This is a genomic window from Breznakiella homolactica, from assembly GCF_016616095.2.
Lineage (GTDB): Bacteria > Spirochaetota > Spirochaetia > Treponematales > Breznakiellaceae > Breznakiella > Breznakiella homolactica.
In genome coordinates, this window is record NZ_CP067089.2 from 1,096,006 (window position 1) to 1,112,135 (window position 16,130).

14 protein-coding genes are annotated in these 16,130 nt (G+C 55.9%); 6 read left to right on the forward strand and 8 right to left on the reverse strand.

The window, feature by feature from the left end:
• The first annotated feature begins 67 nt into the window (after positions 1 to 67).
• Complete coding sequence (fusA, locus tag JFL75_RS05160; protein WP_215625619.1) at positions 68 to 2,152, forward strand: elongation factor G; 2,085 nt, start codon at positions 68 to 70, stop codon at positions 2,150 to 2,152.
• 94 nt (positions 2,153 to 2,246) lie between these two features.
• Here fusA and JFL75_RS05165 read toward each other — a convergent pair whose 3' ends face one another.
• Both JFL75_RS05165 and JFL75_RS05170 read right to left on the reverse strand, forming a co-directional pair.
• The gene (locus tag JFL75_RS05165) at positions 2,247 to 3,584 is read right to left on the reverse strand and encodes a citrate/2-methylcitrate synthase (RefSeq protein ID WP_215625620.1); all 1,338 of its coding nucleotides are present in this window, start codon (positions 3,582 to 3,584) and stop codon (positions 2,247 to 2,249) included.
• A gap of 314 nt (positions 3,585 to 3,898) precedes the next feature.
• On the reverse strand, positions 3,899 to 4,141 hold the full coding sequence (locus JFL75_RS05170; RefSeq protein WP_215625621.1) for a hypothetical protein: 243 nt from the start codon (positions 4,139 to 4,141) through the stop codon (positions 3,899 to 3,901).
• Between JFL75_RS05170 and asnS the strand changes: the two genes are divergently transcribed.
• The 3 genes from asnS to JFL75_RS05185 are packed head-to-tail and all read left to right on the forward strand — an operon-like array spanning position 4,140 to position 8,300.
• A complete protein-coding gene (gene asnS / locus JFL75_RS05175) occupies positions 4,140 to 5,537 on the forward strand; it encodes an asparagine--tRNA ligase (RefSeq protein WP_215625622.1) in 1,398 nt (465 codons plus the stop codon). The two genes, JFL75_RS05170 and asnS, sit on opposite strands and share 2 nt — an antisense overlap.
• 8 nt (positions 5,538 to 5,545) lie before the next feature.
• Positions 5,546 to 6,778 (forward strand): D-alanyl-D-alanine carboxypeptidase family protein, encoded by a 1,233-nt coding sequence (locus JFL75_RS05180; protein ID WP_223292770.1) that lies wholly within the window; start codon positions 5,546 to 5,548, stop codon positions 6,776 to 6,778.
• A gap of 16 nt (positions 6,779 to 6,794) precedes the next feature.
• Positions 6,795 to 8,300 carry a phytoene desaturase family protein gene (locus tag JFL75_RS05185; protein ID WP_215625623.1) on the forward strand — a complete coding sequence of 502 codons (1,506 nt, stop codon included), beginning with the start codon at positions 6,795 to 6,797 and terminating at the stop codon, positions 8,298 to 8,300.
• Positions 8,301 to 8,310: 10 nt separating this feature from the next.
• Here the strand turns inward: JFL75_RS05185 and JFL75_RS05190 are convergent, their stop codons facing one another.
• The 6 genes from JFL75_RS05190 to JFL75_RS05210 form a co-directional block, all read right to left on the reverse strand.
• Complete coding sequence (locus tag JFL75_RS05190) at positions 8,311 to 8,694, reverse strand: hypothetical protein (protein WP_215625624.1); 384 nt, start codon at positions 8,692 to 8,694, stop codon at positions 8,311 to 8,313.
• Between the two features lie 46 nt (positions 8,695 to 8,740).
• The gene (locus tag JFL75_RS05195) at positions 8,741 to 9,628 is read right to left on the reverse strand and encodes a TraB/GumN family protein (RefSeq protein WP_215625625.1); all 888 of its coding nucleotides are present in this window, start codon (positions 9,626 to 9,628) and stop codon (positions 8,741 to 8,743) included.
• 12 nt (positions 9,629 to 9,640) lie between these two features.
• Positions 9,641 to 11,935: a polysaccharide deacetylase family protein gene (locus tag JFL75_RS05200; RefSeq protein ID WP_215625626.1), complete on the reverse strand. Its 2,295-nt coding sequence runs from the start codon at positions 11,933 to 11,935 to the stop codon at positions 9,641 to 9,643.
• Positions 11,936 to 11,938: 3 nt separating this feature from the next.
• Positions 11,939 to 12,151: a hypothetical protein gene (locus JFL75_RS05205; protein WP_215625627.1), complete on the reverse strand. Its 213-nt coding sequence runs from the start codon at positions 12,149 to 12,151 to the stop codon at positions 11,939 to 11,941.
• Between the two features lie 117 nt (positions 12,152 to 12,268).
• On the reverse strand, positions 12,269 to 12,397 hold the full coding sequence (locus JFL75_RS20860; RefSeq protein ID WP_285291960.1) for a hypothetical protein: 129 nt from the start codon (positions 12,395 to 12,397) through the stop codon (positions 12,269 to 12,271).
• 91 nt (positions 12,398 to 12,488) lie between these two features.
• A complete protein-coding gene (locus JFL75_RS05210) occupies positions 12,489 to 13,763 on the reverse strand; it encodes a M23 family metallopeptidase (RefSeq protein WP_223292771.1) in 1,275 nt (424 codons plus the stop codon).
• A 76-nt stretch (positions 13,764 to 13,839) separates the two neighbouring features.
• On the opposite strand from JFL75_RS05210, the gene lepB reads away from it, so the two are divergent.
• On the forward strand, positions 13,840 to 14,244 hold the full coding sequence (gene lepB, locus JFL75_RS05215; RefSeq protein WP_215625629.1) for a signal peptidase I: 405 nt from the start codon (positions 13,840 to 13,842) through the stop codon (positions 14,242 to 14,244).
• The gene (locus tag JFL75_RS05220) at positions 14,241 to 16,124 is read left to right on the forward strand and encodes a penicillin-binding protein (RefSeq protein ID WP_215625630.1); all 1,884 of its coding nucleotides are present in this window, start codon (positions 14,241 to 14,243) and stop codon (positions 16,122 to 16,124) included. The genes lepB and JFL75_RS05220 overlap by 4 nt, the downstream gene beginning before the upstream one ends.
• Positions 16,125 to 16,130 lie beyond the last annotated feature (6 nt).

The window sequence follows — 16,130 nt, forward strand, 5'->3', positions numbered from 1 at the left end:
GCCCAGACCGCCCCATCATAAATAATGTCACCATCATTGGGAGATTTGTGCTTCAAGGAGACCTAACATGAGCTACACCACCGATGCTATCCGGAATGTTGCCATTGCCGGCCACGGAGGAACCGGCAAAACCACCCTTTTTGAAGGCTTGCTTTTTGCCGGAGGCGTGATTTCAAAGCCCGAAACGGTGGATTCGGGGAAAACCGTAGGAGACTACACGCCGGAAGAAATTGAACGGAAGATTTCGATTCATGCTGTTATGGGCCATGTGGAACGGAACGGCAGGAAAATAAACATATTTGATACCCCCGGTTCATCGGATTTTACCGGGGACGTGATACTGAGTTTCAGGGCCAGTGAATTCGCCCTGCTTACCGTGGACGGCCGGTCCGGCGTCCAGATTGAAACCATTAAACTCTGGCGCAACCTCGAAGGCCGGGAGAAACCCCGGGGAATTTACGTTACCCGCATGGATGACGAACGGGCGGACTTCGATAAGGCGCTCCAGGACATTAAAGAGAAGTTCAAGGTAGACCCGGTTCCGGTAACCATCCCCATGGGATCCGGAACCTCCTATAAAGGGGTCATCGATATTCTGAACGAAAAAGCGTATTTCGTGCAGGACGGCGCCCTGGAAAAGGCCGGGGATATTCCCGCCGAATACAAAGACGCGGTGGACGCAGCCCGGGAACGGCTCATTGAAGCCGCCGCCGAGGGTGACGACACCCTGATGGAACATTACATTGAAAAAGGTTCCCTGGATGCGGATGAAATGCATACGGGATTAATCGAAGCCCTGGCGGACCATAAATACGTTCCCGCGTTCTGCGGTGTGCCGGTTAAGAATTCAGGGCTCACCCCGCTGCTGGACTTCCTGGCAGACGCAAGCCCGGATCCGCGCACGGCCCATGACATAGCCGTGGGAGCCGACGGAGCCGCCCAGGATATACCGGTGGATCCCGATAAATCCCTGGCCGCGCTGGTGATCAAAACAACCTATGACCAGTTTTCCGGGAAGTTATCCTGGGTCAAAGTAATCCGCGGCAAACTGAGCGCCGATTCCGAGGCCCTCAATGTAACCGAAAACAAAAAGGAACGGATCGGCAAACTGTACACCGCCCAGGGCAAAAAACTGGAGGAAATTAAGGACCTTTACGCCGGTGACGTGGGAATTATCGCGAAATCAGCAACCCTGAAAACAAACGATACCATTGCCGCGCCGGATGCGCCCCTCACATTCCTCCCCCTGCGCCTGCCGGAACCGGTTCATTCCGTTGCGGTCAACGCGGTTCAGAAAAAGGATGAGGACAAGCTCGGCGAATTCCTGCTCCGGGCGACCGAAGAGGACAAGACCTTCCGGTATTTCTTCAACACCGAAACAAAGGAAACGGTCATATCCGGCATGGGAGAACTCCACGTTAACATCATCCTGGATAAGATCAAGCAGAACCAGAAAATTGAGGTACAGACCCATATTCCCCGGGTCGCCTACCGCGAAACAATAACCAAAAAAGCCGCCGCCGAATATACCCACAAAAAGCAGACCGGCGGACACGGACAGTATGGCAAGGTGGTGCTGGAAATCGCCCCGCTTCCCCGGGGAGACCAGTACAAATTCACCAACGCCATCTTCGGCGGCGCCGTTTCCAAGGGGTATATTCCCGGGGTCGAAAAGGGTGTCCAGGAAGGTATGGCCGCCGGGGTTATGGCGGGCTATCCCGTGGTCGATGTGGAAGTGAAAATCGTGGACGGCAAGGAGCATCCCGTGGATTCATCGGAACTCGCCTTTAAACTGGCGGCCCGAAACGCCTTCCGGGAGTCCATGCGCCAGGCGGCCCCGACGCTTCTGGAACCGGTTATGAACCTTACGGTTTTCGTGGAGGATAAATACCTGGGGGACGTCATGTCGGACCTTTCGGGGAAGCGCGGAAAAATCCAGGGACAGCAGTCCATGGGCGGCGGCATTGAGGAACTCAAGGCCCAGGTTCCCCAGGCGGAACTGCTCCGGTATTCCATCGACCTCCGGTCCATCACCAGCGGCACCGGTTCTTTCGGGGTCGAATTCGACCACTACTCTCCAATCAGCGGCAAAATTGCCGATGATGTAATAAAGGCCGCCGAGGCGTTCCGCGTCCAGGAGACCGACGATTAAACAGCGACCAGAGTTACCGGCCCGCGGCGGGCCGTAATCAAACGCCGCAAAAAGGAGGCGGGGCTGCTGCATAGTTTTGCGGCAGCCCCTTTTTTTACCGTTCGCCCATGGGCGTATAGGGCATCCTGGATTGTACGCATTTATAGGCGGGGCGGATGATCCGGCCGCCGGAAATGATTTCCTCCATGCGGTGGGCGCACCATCCCGCCACACGGCTTACCGCAAAGAGCGGGGTGAACAGTTCGTCGGGGATACCCATCATGCGGTACACAAACCCGGAATAGAAGTCCACGTTGGTGCAGATGTCCTTATCCGAACCCTTTACCTTTTTAAACACCTCCGGGGTAAGCCGTTCAATAAGTTTATAGAGGTTGAATTCATCACTCAGCTTTTTTTCTTCCGCCAGGCCCTGGGCCTTGTCCCGGAGCAGGGTCGCCCGGGGATCGGATTTTGTGTAAATTGCGTGGCCCTGGCCGTAAATAAGACCGGAACCGTCATAGGCGTTTCCCTGGAGTATTTTCGTCAGGTAGTCCGCGACTTCACTTTCATCATCCCACTTCTTTATGTTGGACTTGATATCCTCCATCATTCCCATAACTTTAATATTGGCGCCGCCGTGCTTAAATCCTTTAAGGGAGCCGATGCCCGCGGAAATGGCCGCATAGGTGTCGGTATCCGCGGAGGAAACGAGATGGACCGCAAAGGTTGAATTGTTGCCGCCGCCGTGTTCCGCGTGGAGGATCAGCGCAAGGTCAAGAACCTCCGCTTCGAGGCGGGAATATTTCTGGTCGGGCCTGATCAGGGAGAGAATGGTTTCCGCGCTGTTGCAGCCCGCCGCGGGGCTGTGGATTATAAGGCTCTTATTGTCGTAGTAATGCTTTTTTGCCATGTAGGAATAGGCAATGATAGTAGGAAACCGGGCAATGAGTTCAATACACTGGCGCAGGGCATTTTCCGGGCTGTTATCATCCGGATTGTCATCGTAGGAATACAGGGTGAGGACCGACCGGGCAAGCTTGTTCATGATATCCCGGGAAGGGGCTTTCATGATGTTGTCCTCGGCGAAATTATCCGGCAGAGCGCGGTTTTCACCCAGGATACCGCAGAACTGTTCCAGTTCCGCCTTGCTGGGAAGCCGGCCGAACATAAGGAGGTATACGGTCTCCTCAAACCCGAAACGGTCTTCCTTTTCCGCCGCGGCAACCAGGGATTCTACATCGATACCCCGGTAATACAGTTTCCCGTCCACCGCAACCTTTTCACCTTCATCTATAATATATCCGTGGACGTCGCCGACCCGGGTAAGCCCTACCAGAACGCCGGTCCCGTCCGCGTTCCGGAGCCCCCGTTTTACATTAAACCGGGTATACAGCTCGGAATCAATGTAATCGTTGCCGGTGACTTCGGCTAAATAGTTTTTCGTATTGCTCATGGCGCCTCCGTATATTTATACGCTATAATGCCGTATTATGAATGTTTATGCAATAGGAATTCCGGGGTACCTGCATTATATATGCACATCACAGCAAAGAAGCATGGCGATGCAAGTACCGGGGGGCCCGTCGTATGAAAAAAATCCCGCGGGGCGGTATTTCTTTTCATACGACACCCCATGAGACTTTGTCCCGCCATGCTTCTTTGCTGCCCAGTTGTTTATATGCAGGTACCCCGGCTTTGGCGGGAGGGCTGGGTGACGGGGAACAGGTTTGTTCAGGCCTTCGGTCTCTGCGAAGAAAGCTTCCTAAATCACCTCACCGACGGCAGGGCCGCCGCAGTATACCCGGAACGGCAGAAACATGGGGCGTACCGGTAACGCGGGGTGTCGGAGGCAAAGGGGGAAAAAGCGGCTTTCGAGACCTTTAGGTCGACGAGGAGCCCTTCCCCCTTTTCCTCCGGCAGGACCCCCGGACCTGTATCACCATGCTTCTGTACCGTTCCCATGGCTGCTGCGGTTGCCCTTCCCGGGTAATGCAGGATATAGTAAACCATGTTGTACCCTCAGATTAAGGAAATTCTGAAATTCCCGGCGGACTCCCGGGATGTTACGGTCCGCGGATGGGTCCGCACGAAACGGGATCTCAAGAACCTGGTTTTTGTGGAAGTTAATGACGGCTCATGCTTCAGCAGCATCCAGTGTACCTTTGACAGGGAAGCGGGCCTGGACAGCGATACGGAACAATCTCTGGGGGAACTTTCCACGGGCAGTTCCGTGGAGATCCGGGGAAAGCTGGTCACCTCCCCGGCTTCGGGCCAGGCGGTGGAAATTGCCTCCGCGCAGCTCAGGATTATCGGGATTGCTCCGGCGGAGTCCTATCCGCTCCAGAAGAAACGCCATTCATTCGAATTCCTCAGGGAAATCGGCCACCTCAGGGCACGGACCAATACCTTCGGCGCGGTAGCCCGGGTGCGGAGCCGCATGGCCTTCGCCATCCATGAGTTCTTCCAGCAGAACGGCTTCCAGTATGTGCATACCCCGATCATAACCGCCAGCGACGCGGAAGGCGCCGGAGCCATGTTCCAGGTAACGACCCTGGATCTCGACGGCATCGCAAAGTCGGGAAAACCCGTGGATTATTCCAAGGACTTTTTCGGCAAGCAAAGTTTTCTGACCGTTTCCGGCCAGCTTGAGGGAGAAACCTACGCCACGGCCCTGTCCCGTATTTACACCTTCGGGCCGACCTTCCGGGCGGAAAACTCCAATACCACCCGGCATCTGGCGGAATTCTGGATGATTGAGCCCGAATTCGCCTTTGCTGAGCTCGAAGACAATATGGAACTGGCGGAGAATTTCCTCAAATTCCTTTTCCGGAAAGCCCTGGATGAATGCGCCGAGGATCTTACGTTTTTTGACAACCAGATCCAGAAGGGCATCATCGAAACCCTTACTTCGGTGGTTAACTCGAAATTCACCCATATAACCTATACCGATGCCGTGGCTGAGCTGGAAAAGCACGCCGGGGAATTCGAATTCAAACCCTACTGGGGCTGCGATCTCCAAAGCGAACACGAGAAGTTCCTCACGGAAAAGGCCGCCGCGGGGCCGGTGATTGTCACGGATTATCCCAAGGAAATCAAAGCCTTTTACATGAAGCAGAACGATGACGGAAAAACCGTCCGGGCCATGGATGTGCTCGTCCCGCGGCTGGGGGAAATCATCGGCGGTTCGGAACGCGAAAGCAGCCTGGAAAAACTGGAAAAACGCATTACCGAAATGGGAATGAATCCCGAGGATTACTGGTGGTACCTGGATCTCCGCCGGTACGGGACGGTGCCCCATGCCGGGTTCGGCCTCGGTTTTGAGCGGCTGATTCTGTATATTACCGGCATGGCCAATATCAGGGACGTCATTCCCTATCCCCGGGCCGTGGGTCAGGCTGAATTCTAGGAGTTCCCGTGAACAATGCTGTCCTGCGGCGGCTGCCGCTTTTCCTCTGGCTTTTCTGCATCACCGCGGCGGCAGGAGCCCTGGATCCCGGGGCCGCGGCTCCGTCACTCCGGTCCCAGGCGGCGGTTCTTTTGGACGCCGCCACCGGAACGGTGCTGTATTCAAAAAACGGTGATGAACCCATATCACCCGCATCCCTGACGAAACTGATGACCATTCATCTTGCCCTCAAGGATTCTGAATCGGGAAAAACCTCTCTGGATACGGTTGTAAGCCTTCCCCGGGAAACATGGGCCATAAACCAGCCGCCCCGGTCGAGCCTTATGTTCCTTGCCCAGGGACAGACCGTAACCCTCGGGGAACTCCTCCTGGGACTGGCGGTATCATCGGGGAACGACGCGGCGGTGGCGGTAGCCCTCCACCTGGCGCCGTCGGTGGACGCCTTTGCGGAACGGATGACCGCGGAAGCCAAGGCCCTGGGACTGGAAAACACCAGTTTCGTTGAGCCCTCGGGGATATCGGAATACAACATGACCACGGCCATGGATTACGCCCGGTTCTGCCGGATCTACATAACCCTCCACCCGGAAACCCTGGAGCAGCTCCACTCGGTTCCGTCTTTTGCCTATCCCAAACCGGAGAACCTGCCTGAGATTTACCGGCAGCGGCCGGGAACCATAGAACAGTACAACCGGAACGCCCTGCTCCGCAGCTACAGCGGTGTGGACGGCCTCAAAACAGGCTACATTGACGAAGCCGGCTACAACATTGCCCTGACCGCCCGGCGGGACGGAACCCGCCTGATCGCGGTTATCCTCGGCGGTCCCGCGAATCTCGGCTCCCAGGAAGGTGAACGGATCAGGCGAGCCGACAGCACGGCCCTCCTGGACTGGGGGTTTGAATACTTCAAAACCCTGCGGCCGGTGGTGGCCGAACTTCCTCCGGTCCGGATCTGGAAAGGAACGGAGAATTCCGCCTCCGTGGTACCCGGAGAAACCCTGGAACGCACAATTATCAGCGACCGGGGAGACGGCCTCCGCTGGGAAGCCCGGATCAACGAACCGGTTACAGCTCCCCTGACCGCGGGCTCCAGTGTCGGGGATCTTGTTTTTCTCGATACCCAGGGAGAGCTGTTCCGGGTTCCCCTGGTACTCCAGGATGACCAGCCCCAGGGGAATGTGTTCAAACGTCTCTGGGATTCCATCCGCCTGTTCTTCCGTTCTCTGGGCAAAAAAAACTGACAGCAAAGGAGCGGCCGTGAAAATCACCATAATCGGAGGGGGAGTTTCGGGCCTTTCCGCCGGAATTTACGCCCAGCTTGCGGGATTCGAAAGCAGTATCTATGAAAAAGAACCTGTCCTCGGGGGCCAGTGCACCGGGTGGGACCGCATGGGATACCATATTGACGGCTGCATCCATTGGCTTACGGGGACCAAGGATGGTTCGGGAATCAATACGATCTGGAAGGAAACCGGCGTACTGGGAAACACCGAAATAATACAGCTTGAGAGTTTCGGCACCTATGAATTCGACGGAACATCCATAACCCTCTGGAGAGATCTCGATCGCCTCCGGGACGAACTGATCCGCCTTTCACCGGAGGATACCGGGGTCATAGAAAACATGGTCCGGGATATCCGCATCATGCAGAAAATGGTCATCCCCGTAAGTATGCCCCTGGACATGATGCCCCTCAGGGAAAAGCTGGCCATGCTTTGGGTACTCATGGGGACCGGCGGCATCATGACGAGAAACAGCAAAACGAGCTGCGCCGAATACGCGAAACGGTTCAGGCATCCGGCGATCCGGAAAATCATCGAAAAGCGGGTTCCCCCTGATTTCAGTGTGCTGGCGTTTCTGTTCGGTATGGGCAATTTTACCGGCGGGAACGGCGCCATTCCCCGGGGCGGAAGCCGGGGAATGATTGAACGCATGGAAAAGCGGTACCGGGACCTCGGCGGGACGGTTTATACGAATATGGCGGCGGAGGAAATACAGGTCGAAGGCACCCGGGCCCGGGCGGTCCGCTTTGCCGACGGGTCGGCCGCTGAAGCCGATTACGTGGTCGCGTCCTGTGACACGAATATTACCTTTTCAAACCTGCTCAAAGGCCGGTTCCGGGATAAACGCTTCGAACTGCGGTATAACAATCCCCGGGACTACCCGACCCTTTCGACTTTTCATACGGCTTTCGGGGTTTCCGCGGACCTGAAGGAGTACCCGTCTTCCCTGGTTTTTGAGATAGATCCCCTCAAGGTGGGCCATACGGTTTTTACGTCCCTGGGTGTCAGGAATTACGCCTATGAACCGGATTTTGCCCCGCCGGGAAACACCGTCATCACCACCGCGTACAACCAGACCGGAGAGGATTACCATTTTTGGAAAAAGCTCTACAGCAGCGACCGGAAGGCCTACCGCCGGGAAAAGAAAGCCATTGCCGAGGCAATTCTGGATAGGATACAGCGGCGGTTTCCGGAACTTTCCGGCAAAATCCGCGTTCTGGACGAAGCGACTCCGGTCACCTACAACCGGTATACCGGGGCGTGGCGGGGATCCTGGATGAGTTTTATGATGACCCCCAAGGCGAAGATAATGATGCATTCCGGCAGGATACGGGGCCTGAAAAACTGCTTCCTTACCGGCCAATGGCTCCAGCCTCCGGGGGGGCTGCCCACCGCGGCGATCTACGGAAAATTCACCATCCAGCGTATCTGCAGGCTCGAAGGCAGGCCGATTCTATTCCCTTCGGCTCAACCCACCTGAGAAACCGCGGTTAGTCCCGTTCGGAAGGATGTTTCCGGTCTTTCATCGAAGCGGCTTTTTTCATCTGAAGTTTCCGGTCCCGGAGGGCTACGTAAACAATCAGAGAAAAGATTATAAAGAGAATTCCGAGAAATATAATAACATTCTTTAAATCGCCGCCGGCTGCCTCCACGGGAAAATCCGAAACCACGCTGCCCGCGGCACCGGCTTTTCCGGCGGGTACGCTGAATATGAGAAACAGGCTGACACCAACGGAAGCAAGGATCAGTACAAGCGCGACGATGGAAGCCACCCTGACGGCGGTGGTTGATTTTTTTGACACAACAAAATAGATAAGCCCCGCAAATACGGCGAGTGACAGAAAACCGCCCCCGATAAATAAAACCAGTTCCATTTTTTACTTTTCCTCCGGAAAGACAGATTTTGAATTGTATTCTTGTTCAGAAACGCAGCTGCTCCGCGGTGTATCCCCGGCGTTCCAGCTGATCCAGCAGGCCGTCGGGGCCGTGCAGGTGGGCCAGGCCGACGATAACCAGTTCAATTATTTCTGAATTCAAATACTCTTCAAGTATCGGCATCCAGGATGAATTTCTGTCCGAAACCATCTTTTGATACACCGTGGGAAATACTTCCTTCATTTCCGCCAGCGACTGGTTCATATCGGAAGAACCGCCGCTTTTCCATTCTTCGATAAGCACCGGTATACCCTGCTCGGTGTTTTCGAAGTCATCCAGGGAATAGAGGATGTACTCATTTTCATATCCGTATCCCAGGTCGGTGAGGAGGTCCACCTGAAAATCGACGGATTCCAGAAAGTCCAGTGATTTTCCGTCTTCCTTGGCCTTTGAAAGATAGTACTGGTCAACCCCGAACTGGGAGAACCCGAGCATCTGCAGTTCCGCCATGGTCAGCATGTTGACCGCAATGGATGGTTTAAACCGTTTCAGGGACTGCGGCGGGATCCCCAGTTCAATGCATTTTTCCTCAAACCGGCGGTACACGGATTCACCGAGAACCGACCGGAGGGTTTGGTTTTCCGGCAGCACCATCTTCCGGATGGTTTTTTGGATCACCTCAGGATCTTCCATCCGGTCAATGTCCGCTTCAAGGACGAGCACCGACGCCTTTTTATAAGCCATGTCGAATTCCGCCGGCAGGGGGTAATCCTCCGCCCGGAGAATGTGGACACTGCCACCCAGGAAAATACTGTTTCCGTTTTCCGAGGAGATTTTCCATACCGAGGACTGGCCCTGGAGAACCGCCGCAAAGAGAAAAACCTGCGCCAGTACGCAGAAAAACCTTTTCATCGGCGCCGCGGTGCCGTGCATTGCGGGCCCCCGCTACCGGCTGTGTTCGATCAGGGTTGAAACCGGCACCACCGAATATCCCGCCCGGATGAGGGCATCCAGGAGCACATCGATCCGGCTGAACAGATAATCGTCCCTGCCTCCGGGAAGCAGTCCCAGCCGGACCGGAATAATGGAACCGGGTTTCTTCTGGGCCATTATGCGGTCCACCATGGCGGATGCGCCGAACTGGCTGATGCCGATACGTTTCGCGTCCTCCCGCAGGATCCAGTCCATGGGATCAACATCCCGGCCGATGGTCCGGTAGCCCGCGGAAGCCGCGGCGGTTACTATTTCAGCTGACGCGGCGTAATAGGGAGCGTGCCAGAGAAGACTCAGTTCGGCGGAAGCGGCCTTGAAAAATTCATCCTCATTGCGCGCGAGCCCCCGGGTTATGAATTCCCGGTTTATACGGTACCGGGCGTCGGACAGGTCAATGGGGGCGAAAAACATGGAAGCGCATTCATGCCCCGCGTCGCTTATTTCCCTGGCCGCATCGGGATGGCGGCGGATGAATTCACCGTTCAAAAAAAACGTCGCCCGGATATTGAACTGAGAAAGGGTATTGAGTATAAGCGGAAGCCCCTCGGAATCATCCATCAGGTCGAAGCAGAGGGCAACTTCCCGGAGTCCGGTCCGTTTGCCGTGGGCAAAAACCCCGGCCACCGCCGTATCCATGGTATCGGACACATCGGGAATCGCCTCAAAGAGGTTTTCTCCGGAAGGAAGCAGCGGAAAAGTTCCTACGGAAACGATGTTCCGGATCATGGGAATATTCGCATAGGGACCGGATGCCTGCCGCTCCAGATATACCCGGTACTGCCCGGAAACCTGGCTCTGGTTCCGGAGAACCGGGCTTGCCACCTGGCGCCAGGGACTTGTTCCGTCGGTGGCGTACCAGGAATTCCCGGAAAGCGCCATGATACGGGATGTTTTTTCCTCAAACCCGTACCGCTGGGCCGACGACAGGCAGATAAGATTGCCCTGCCCGGAAAGGCGGAGCCGCTCGATTTTCTGCGCATCCCCGACAATGATTTCATCGTTGCCGGTCCAGATCCCGGCGTAAACCGGTACGGTTCTGAGGGACGAAATCTGTTTCCAGTTTATGTAATCGTACAGGACCATCCCCTCGGCGCCCCACAGCAGCGCTTTTGTGCCGTCCGGGGAAAGGGCCGCTCCGGAACCCATGGGTATCTCCAGGGGAGAAAAAATCCGGGCCGACGACTCGGAAATCGTGTTAAGCCGGTACGCGGAGGTCGCCGCCCCTTCCCTGCGGGGGGAAGAAACGATTACCGTCACCAGCCCCGAGGCCGACCAGAGTACGGTGATGTCCGAACCCGACCGGGGAATGAAAACATAAGGAAGGGAAGATTCCCCGGCGGCGGAATAATCGTCGATTCCCAGGGGATAATAAAAGAGGTTCCGGCCGCCCTTGGCCAGCAGCATGGACCGGGAATCCGGCGAAACCCAGAACTGGTCGAAATTCTGGTCGAATTCAAAGGGAATTTTCCCGGCGATGGAGCCGATTTCCAGGAAATCCGCGTACATGGTCCGGGCAAACAGGTCAGAACTCCGCACACGGTAGACCGTAGAGCCCCGGAGGTAAAAAAAGTCCCCCGAAAATCCCCAGTACACCGATTTTACGGTTCCCTTTCCGATAATGCGGTACCGTTCATCCACCGTACCGGCGGCGGTATTAATGGCGTAATAATACAGGGTATCTCCCCGGTTGTACACAAAAACCCGGGAATCGGGACTCCAGCACGCGGGAAAGTAGCTTCCCGGACGTTCGATATTTTCCGAAATAACGGTCCGCGCGCCGGAAAGGGCGTCAACCATAACCAGATTGCCGTACGCCGGGCTTACCGGTTCAATATACAGAACCCAGCGGCCATCCCTGGAGGGAGCCATGGATTCCACCCGGCCGCCGAGGACCGGAGCACCGTCGGCAAAAGAAGGAAACCCCGGGATACTCCGGGGAAGCCCTCCGGTTACGGGAACACGGACCGTTCCGAAACTGTTCCTGATCTGGATGGTTCTGCCGTTTTCAATAAGGTCGATTTTTTCCGGGAAGGCGCTTAGCTGCCGCGTCTCCAGGGTTCCCAGGGACGCTGAAAAAAGAGCTCCCTGAGGGTACGCGCCGTTTCCGTCGGAATCGGCGTAAAAAAGCAGTTCATTGTTTTCGGATAAATCGAGACCGCTGAATACTACCGACGCAAACCCGGAAAACACGGAGCAAAGAAGCAGAATAAAAACTGCGGAAATCCTCGGTATGGCCGTTTTTCTCATGGATCACTCCCTTATTTGTTCCGTATCCCCCAAAAATTCATCCAGGTCATCTTCCATAGCCCGGAGCTGCGCTTCCATTTCGCAGAGCCGTTCCATGGTGTGCTTTACCTTCTGGGCCCAAAGCTGATCCATACTCCGGCTGAGTATGCCGTGGAAAGTTTCGTTCCGGGAAATATGGGGATACTCGATCTTGATGGATCTGTCGGTTTCATGCATTCAGCAAAACCGCCTTATAAAGGATCCGAGTCTGTACTGCGGTATATTGCGGGTGGTCAAAAAATCGCCGGTCATACATACAAAGTGTAATCCCCAGGATTCCGGACTGCAAGACCATCAATGGTCCGGGGAAATAGTAATCATCGCCTCGGTAAATTCCTGGGATGATTCGTGGGTGTTATCATAGGCTCTTATAAATGTTGCGGCAGCGATGAACGCAATAAGAATAAAAACTAGCTTTCGCATGGAACCTCCCGCTCCGGCAGATGACAATGTAGTACAGGATGGGATGGTTCGGGAAACCCAGCGGTTTCCCCTCCCACCACTAATTCTATCCCTAGGAATTGAGAAATTCAAGGGGATTCACGGCACGGCCGTTTTTATATATCGCGAAATGAACGTGCGGACCGGTGCTCAGCCCGGTGCTTCCCACTTCACCGATTTTGCTGCCCTGGGTAACATAGTCACCCTTGACCGCGGAAGTAGCATTCATGTGGGCATACAGGGTCTGATACCCGTTGCTGTGGGTCACGATGACGTATTTTCCGTACACGGAATTGTATCCCACCGCGGAAATCCGCCCGTCCATGGAGGCTTTTATGGTGGTTCCCGTGGGAGCCGCCAGATCGATCGCCGCGTGGAAGCGCCGGACCCCGGTAAAGGGATCGCTCCGCCAACCGTAGGGTGAGGTAAGCCGTCCCCGGATGGGATAGATAAACAGCTCACCCAGGGCCATCTTGAGATCCTCGGTCCGCATTTTCGCGCCGGGGATAAAGAGGACCGTACCGGGGGTTATGATTTCGCTGTCCAGGTCATTGGCGTCCAGGACCGCCTCCAGGGGAACCCCGAGGCCGGATGCTATTTTCGAAAGGCTGTCCCCCGATTTCACCGTATAGGGAACGCCGTCCATATTGGGAAGCCTGAGGACCTGTCCTTCCTGGATCCGTTTTGCGTTGGTTATGCCGTTGGAGGCAATCACCGCGTCCATGGATAATGACCGGGAAGCCGCGATTTTAGAGACCGAATCCCCCCGCTGCACCGTATAGGATTCCCAGGAGAAGGTTTCCATAAGGTCAAGCGGAATGGCGTCATCCTGGGCTTCCCCCTGCTCCGGGGTATTGAGTCCGGTATACGCCGCCAGGGCAAGCCGGTGGCCGCCGTCGTCCTCGGGGATTACCGACACGGAACGGTACGGAGCGAAGCCTTCCCAGTTTATTGCCAGGAAGGAGACAATGCCAATGATGGCGACACCGCAGATAGTTCCCAGGGTGGAAAATACCGACCCCGGAGCGGGAGCCTTTGCTCCGGAAGATTTCCGTTTGGCCGGGCGGTTTATACCAATTCCCGCGGTCCCGGGAAACAGCGCGGAACGCCGGGTTCCCGAGGAAGGAGTATTCTTTTTTCTGCGGACGGTTGTATTTTTCAGCGGGTTACGGCCGGAATAGTTTACCTTAAACAAATTTGACAGAACCCCGGGCTGTACCGGAAAGCCCTGGGATGTATCTTTTCTGTGTTTTTTTCCCTGGGCAGGGTGCTGTTTGAACTGATTAATATTAAAATGAAGGTAACCGGTATTTTCGGTCCGGGGTGTATAGGACTTACGTTTATGCACACGCTGCGCCGCAATTATATCTTTCATGATACTGGTTTATCGACATAATTGGAGGGAATCATTATACTAAGGTCTAATGGGGAAAAACACACGGACCTGGCAGCCTGGACGAGCTATACTTGCGGCTTTTGGCATAGCCTTATTCATGAAGTTTTTCCTCTTTGATTTTATGATCGCGGAAGGCCGTTCCATGGTGCCCGCCATATCTCCGGGTTCTATCCTCCTGGTAAACCGGGTGGCCTACGGCTTCCGTTTTCCCTGGGATCAGGGGTATTCCCTGCGGTGGAACCATCCCAAGGAGGGTGACATTGTGGTATTCATTACCCCCCTGGGACAAACCGCGGTAAAACGGTGCGCCGGACTCCCCGAAGGTGATGTGTTCATAGCCCTTGGGGATAACCGGGATGAATCCTATGATTCCCGGGCATACGGCTCCGTTCCGGTGGACCGGATTTTAGGCAAAGTAGTAGGAAAAAAATGAGCGATACCGAGGATAACCGGCACACTTCCCCTCCCCCCTCAAAAAAACGCTTTATTATATTCGCATCCATGCTGGCTCTTGCCGCTTTGTACATAGTTGTCCGCTACGTTGTGGTGATGGTGAATCCGCCGGACACGAACCCCTTCGGTCCCCGGCGCAGTTTCGTTGAACGGGGGCCTATTCTCGACCGGAACGGCCGGATCCTTGCGATCCAGACCCGCCTGGGCAACATTACCCTCTGGAAACCGGAAGCCGATGACATGGAAACCCTCATCAGGGAGCTGTCGCCGGTCCTTGAGACTCCCCCGGAGGTGCTGCGGGATACCATAGAGTTTTCCTACAGCGACTTTGTGTACCTTAAACGGCGGGCGGACCAGAGCACGGTGAAAGCCGTGGAAGAAGCGAAAGCCGAGGGACGGCTCCGGGGAGTCGGAATCGAGCCGATTGTGGGGAGGATTTATCCCGAGAAAAACCTCGCCAGCCAGATTATCGGTTTTGTGGGGGATGATAATACCGGCCTCGCGGGAATTGAGTACGCCTTTGATCAGCAGCTTGGCCCAAATGACGGGAGCCCCGGCGGAAGCCAGATTATTCTGACCATTGACGCCAACGTTCAGCATATTCTTGAGGAAATTGCCCGGAAGACCTATACGGAAAATGAAGCCGAAGCCGTCATGCTCATGGCCATGGACCCCCGGAGCGGGGAAATCCTGGGGTCAGCGTCCATTCCCGACTTCGATCCGAACGATATCCGGGCTTCGGATGAACGGTCCCGTATGGACCGGCCCGCCATCTGGGCCTATGAACCGGGTTCAGTTTTCAAAATCTTTTCCCTGGCGGCTCTTATGGACTCGGGAGCTATCCGGGGAAATACGGTATTTACCTGCAACGGCAGATACGAACGGGTTACGAACCTGGGAGAACGGATCACCATACGGTGCCTGGGAAGCCACGGTCCGGTTACTGCCCGGGATATCATAATCTATTCCTGCAACGCCGGGGCCGCCTACGCCGCGGACCGGCTGGACGCCGCCTCATTTTACCAGGGACTGCGGAATTTCGGGTTCGGCGGAAGAACCGGCGCCGGGGCTCCCGGGGAAACCGCCGGTTTCCTGAGGCCCGTGGAACGCTGGTCCGAACGGTCCAAGCCGACCATTACCATGGGGCAGGAAATCGCGGTTTCAGCCCTCCAGATGGTGCAGGCGGCCAGCGCCATTGCCAATGACGGCATACTCATTCCGCCGAAGATCGTATCCCGGATAGTATCGCCCGACGGCAGATCGGTTAGGCCCTATGAATCGGGGCAGGCAGTCCGTATTCTTGACTCCGAAACAGCCCAGGCGATCCGGAGCTATATGGTGGACGTTACATCGGGAATCGGAACGGGCTGGCGGGCAAACGTGGAAGATCTTTCCCTGGCGGTTAAAACGGGAACCGCCCAGCTTATTGATTCCTCCACCGGCGCGTATTCCGACGAGGATTTTATTGCCAGCTGTATAGCGCTGCTCCCCGCGGAATCCCCGTCCCTGGTGCTGTACCTTGTCATCGTAAAGCCCAAATCCGAGTACTTGGGCGGCCGTATCGCCGCCCCGCCTATCAGGGAAGCGGCAGAAGCCCTGGTGGATTACCTTGGTATCCCCCGGGGTCGGAATCCCCAGATCAGCCATTCCGGGGAAGTCAGCATCACCGCGAACCCCGCCGCCGCCATCGGGGAGACCATGCCGGATCTTACCGGATACTCCAAACGCCAGCTCCTGCCTCTGATCCTCAGGGAGGATATCCGGGTCGAAGTGATCGGCGACGGATGGGTCCGGCGCCAGAATCCCCCCGCGGGAACACCGGTTTCCCCCGGGGACACGGTAACCCTGGAGCTGGAATAACGGCGC

Excerpts from the sequence above, each read along its gene's own strand:
- fusA (WP_215625619.1), top strand. The coding sequence starts at position 68 with ATGAGCTACACCACCGATGCTATCCGGAATGTTGCCATTGCCGGCCAC.
- JFL75_RS05165 (WP_215625620.1), bottom strand. The coding sequence starts at position 3,584 with ATGAGCAATACGAAAAACTATTTAGCCGAAGTCACCGGCAACGATTAC.
- asnS (WP_215625622.1), top strand. The coding sequence starts at position 4,140 with ATGTTGTACCCTCAGATTAAGGAAATTCTGAAATTCCCGGCGGACTCC.
- JFL75_RS05170 (WP_215625621.1), bottom strand. The coding sequence starts at position 4,141 with ATGGTTTACTATATCCTGCATTACCCGGGAAGGGCAACCGCAGCAGCC.
- JFL75_RS05190 (WP_215625624.1), bottom strand. The coding sequence starts at position 8,694 with ATGGAACTGGTTTTATTTATCGGGGGCGGTTTTCTGTCACTCGCCGTA.
- JFL75_RS05195 (WP_215625625.1), bottom strand. The coding sequence starts at position 9,628 with ATGCACGGCACCGCGGCGCCGATGAAAAGGTTTTTCTGCGTACTGGCG.
- JFL75_RS05200 (WP_215625626.1), bottom strand. The coding sequence starts at position 11,935 with ATGAGAAAAACGGCCATACCGAGGATTTCCGCAGTTTTTATTCTGCTT.
- JFL75_RS05205 (WP_215625627.1), bottom strand. The coding sequence starts at position 12,151 with ATGCATGAAACCGACAGATCCATCAAGATCGAGTATCCCCATATTTCC.
- JFL75_RS20860 (WP_285291960.1), bottom strand. The coding sequence starts at position 12,397 with ATGCGAAAGCTAGTTTTTATTCTTATTGCGTTCATCGCTGCCGCAACA.
- lepB (WP_215625629.1), top strand. The coding sequence starts at position 13,840 with ATGGGGAAAAACACACGGACCTGGCAGCCTGGACGAGCTATACTTGCG.
- JFL75_RS05220 (WP_215625630.1), top strand. The coding sequence starts at position 14,241 with ATGAGCGATACCGAGGATAACCGGCACACTTCCCCTCCCCCCTCAAAA.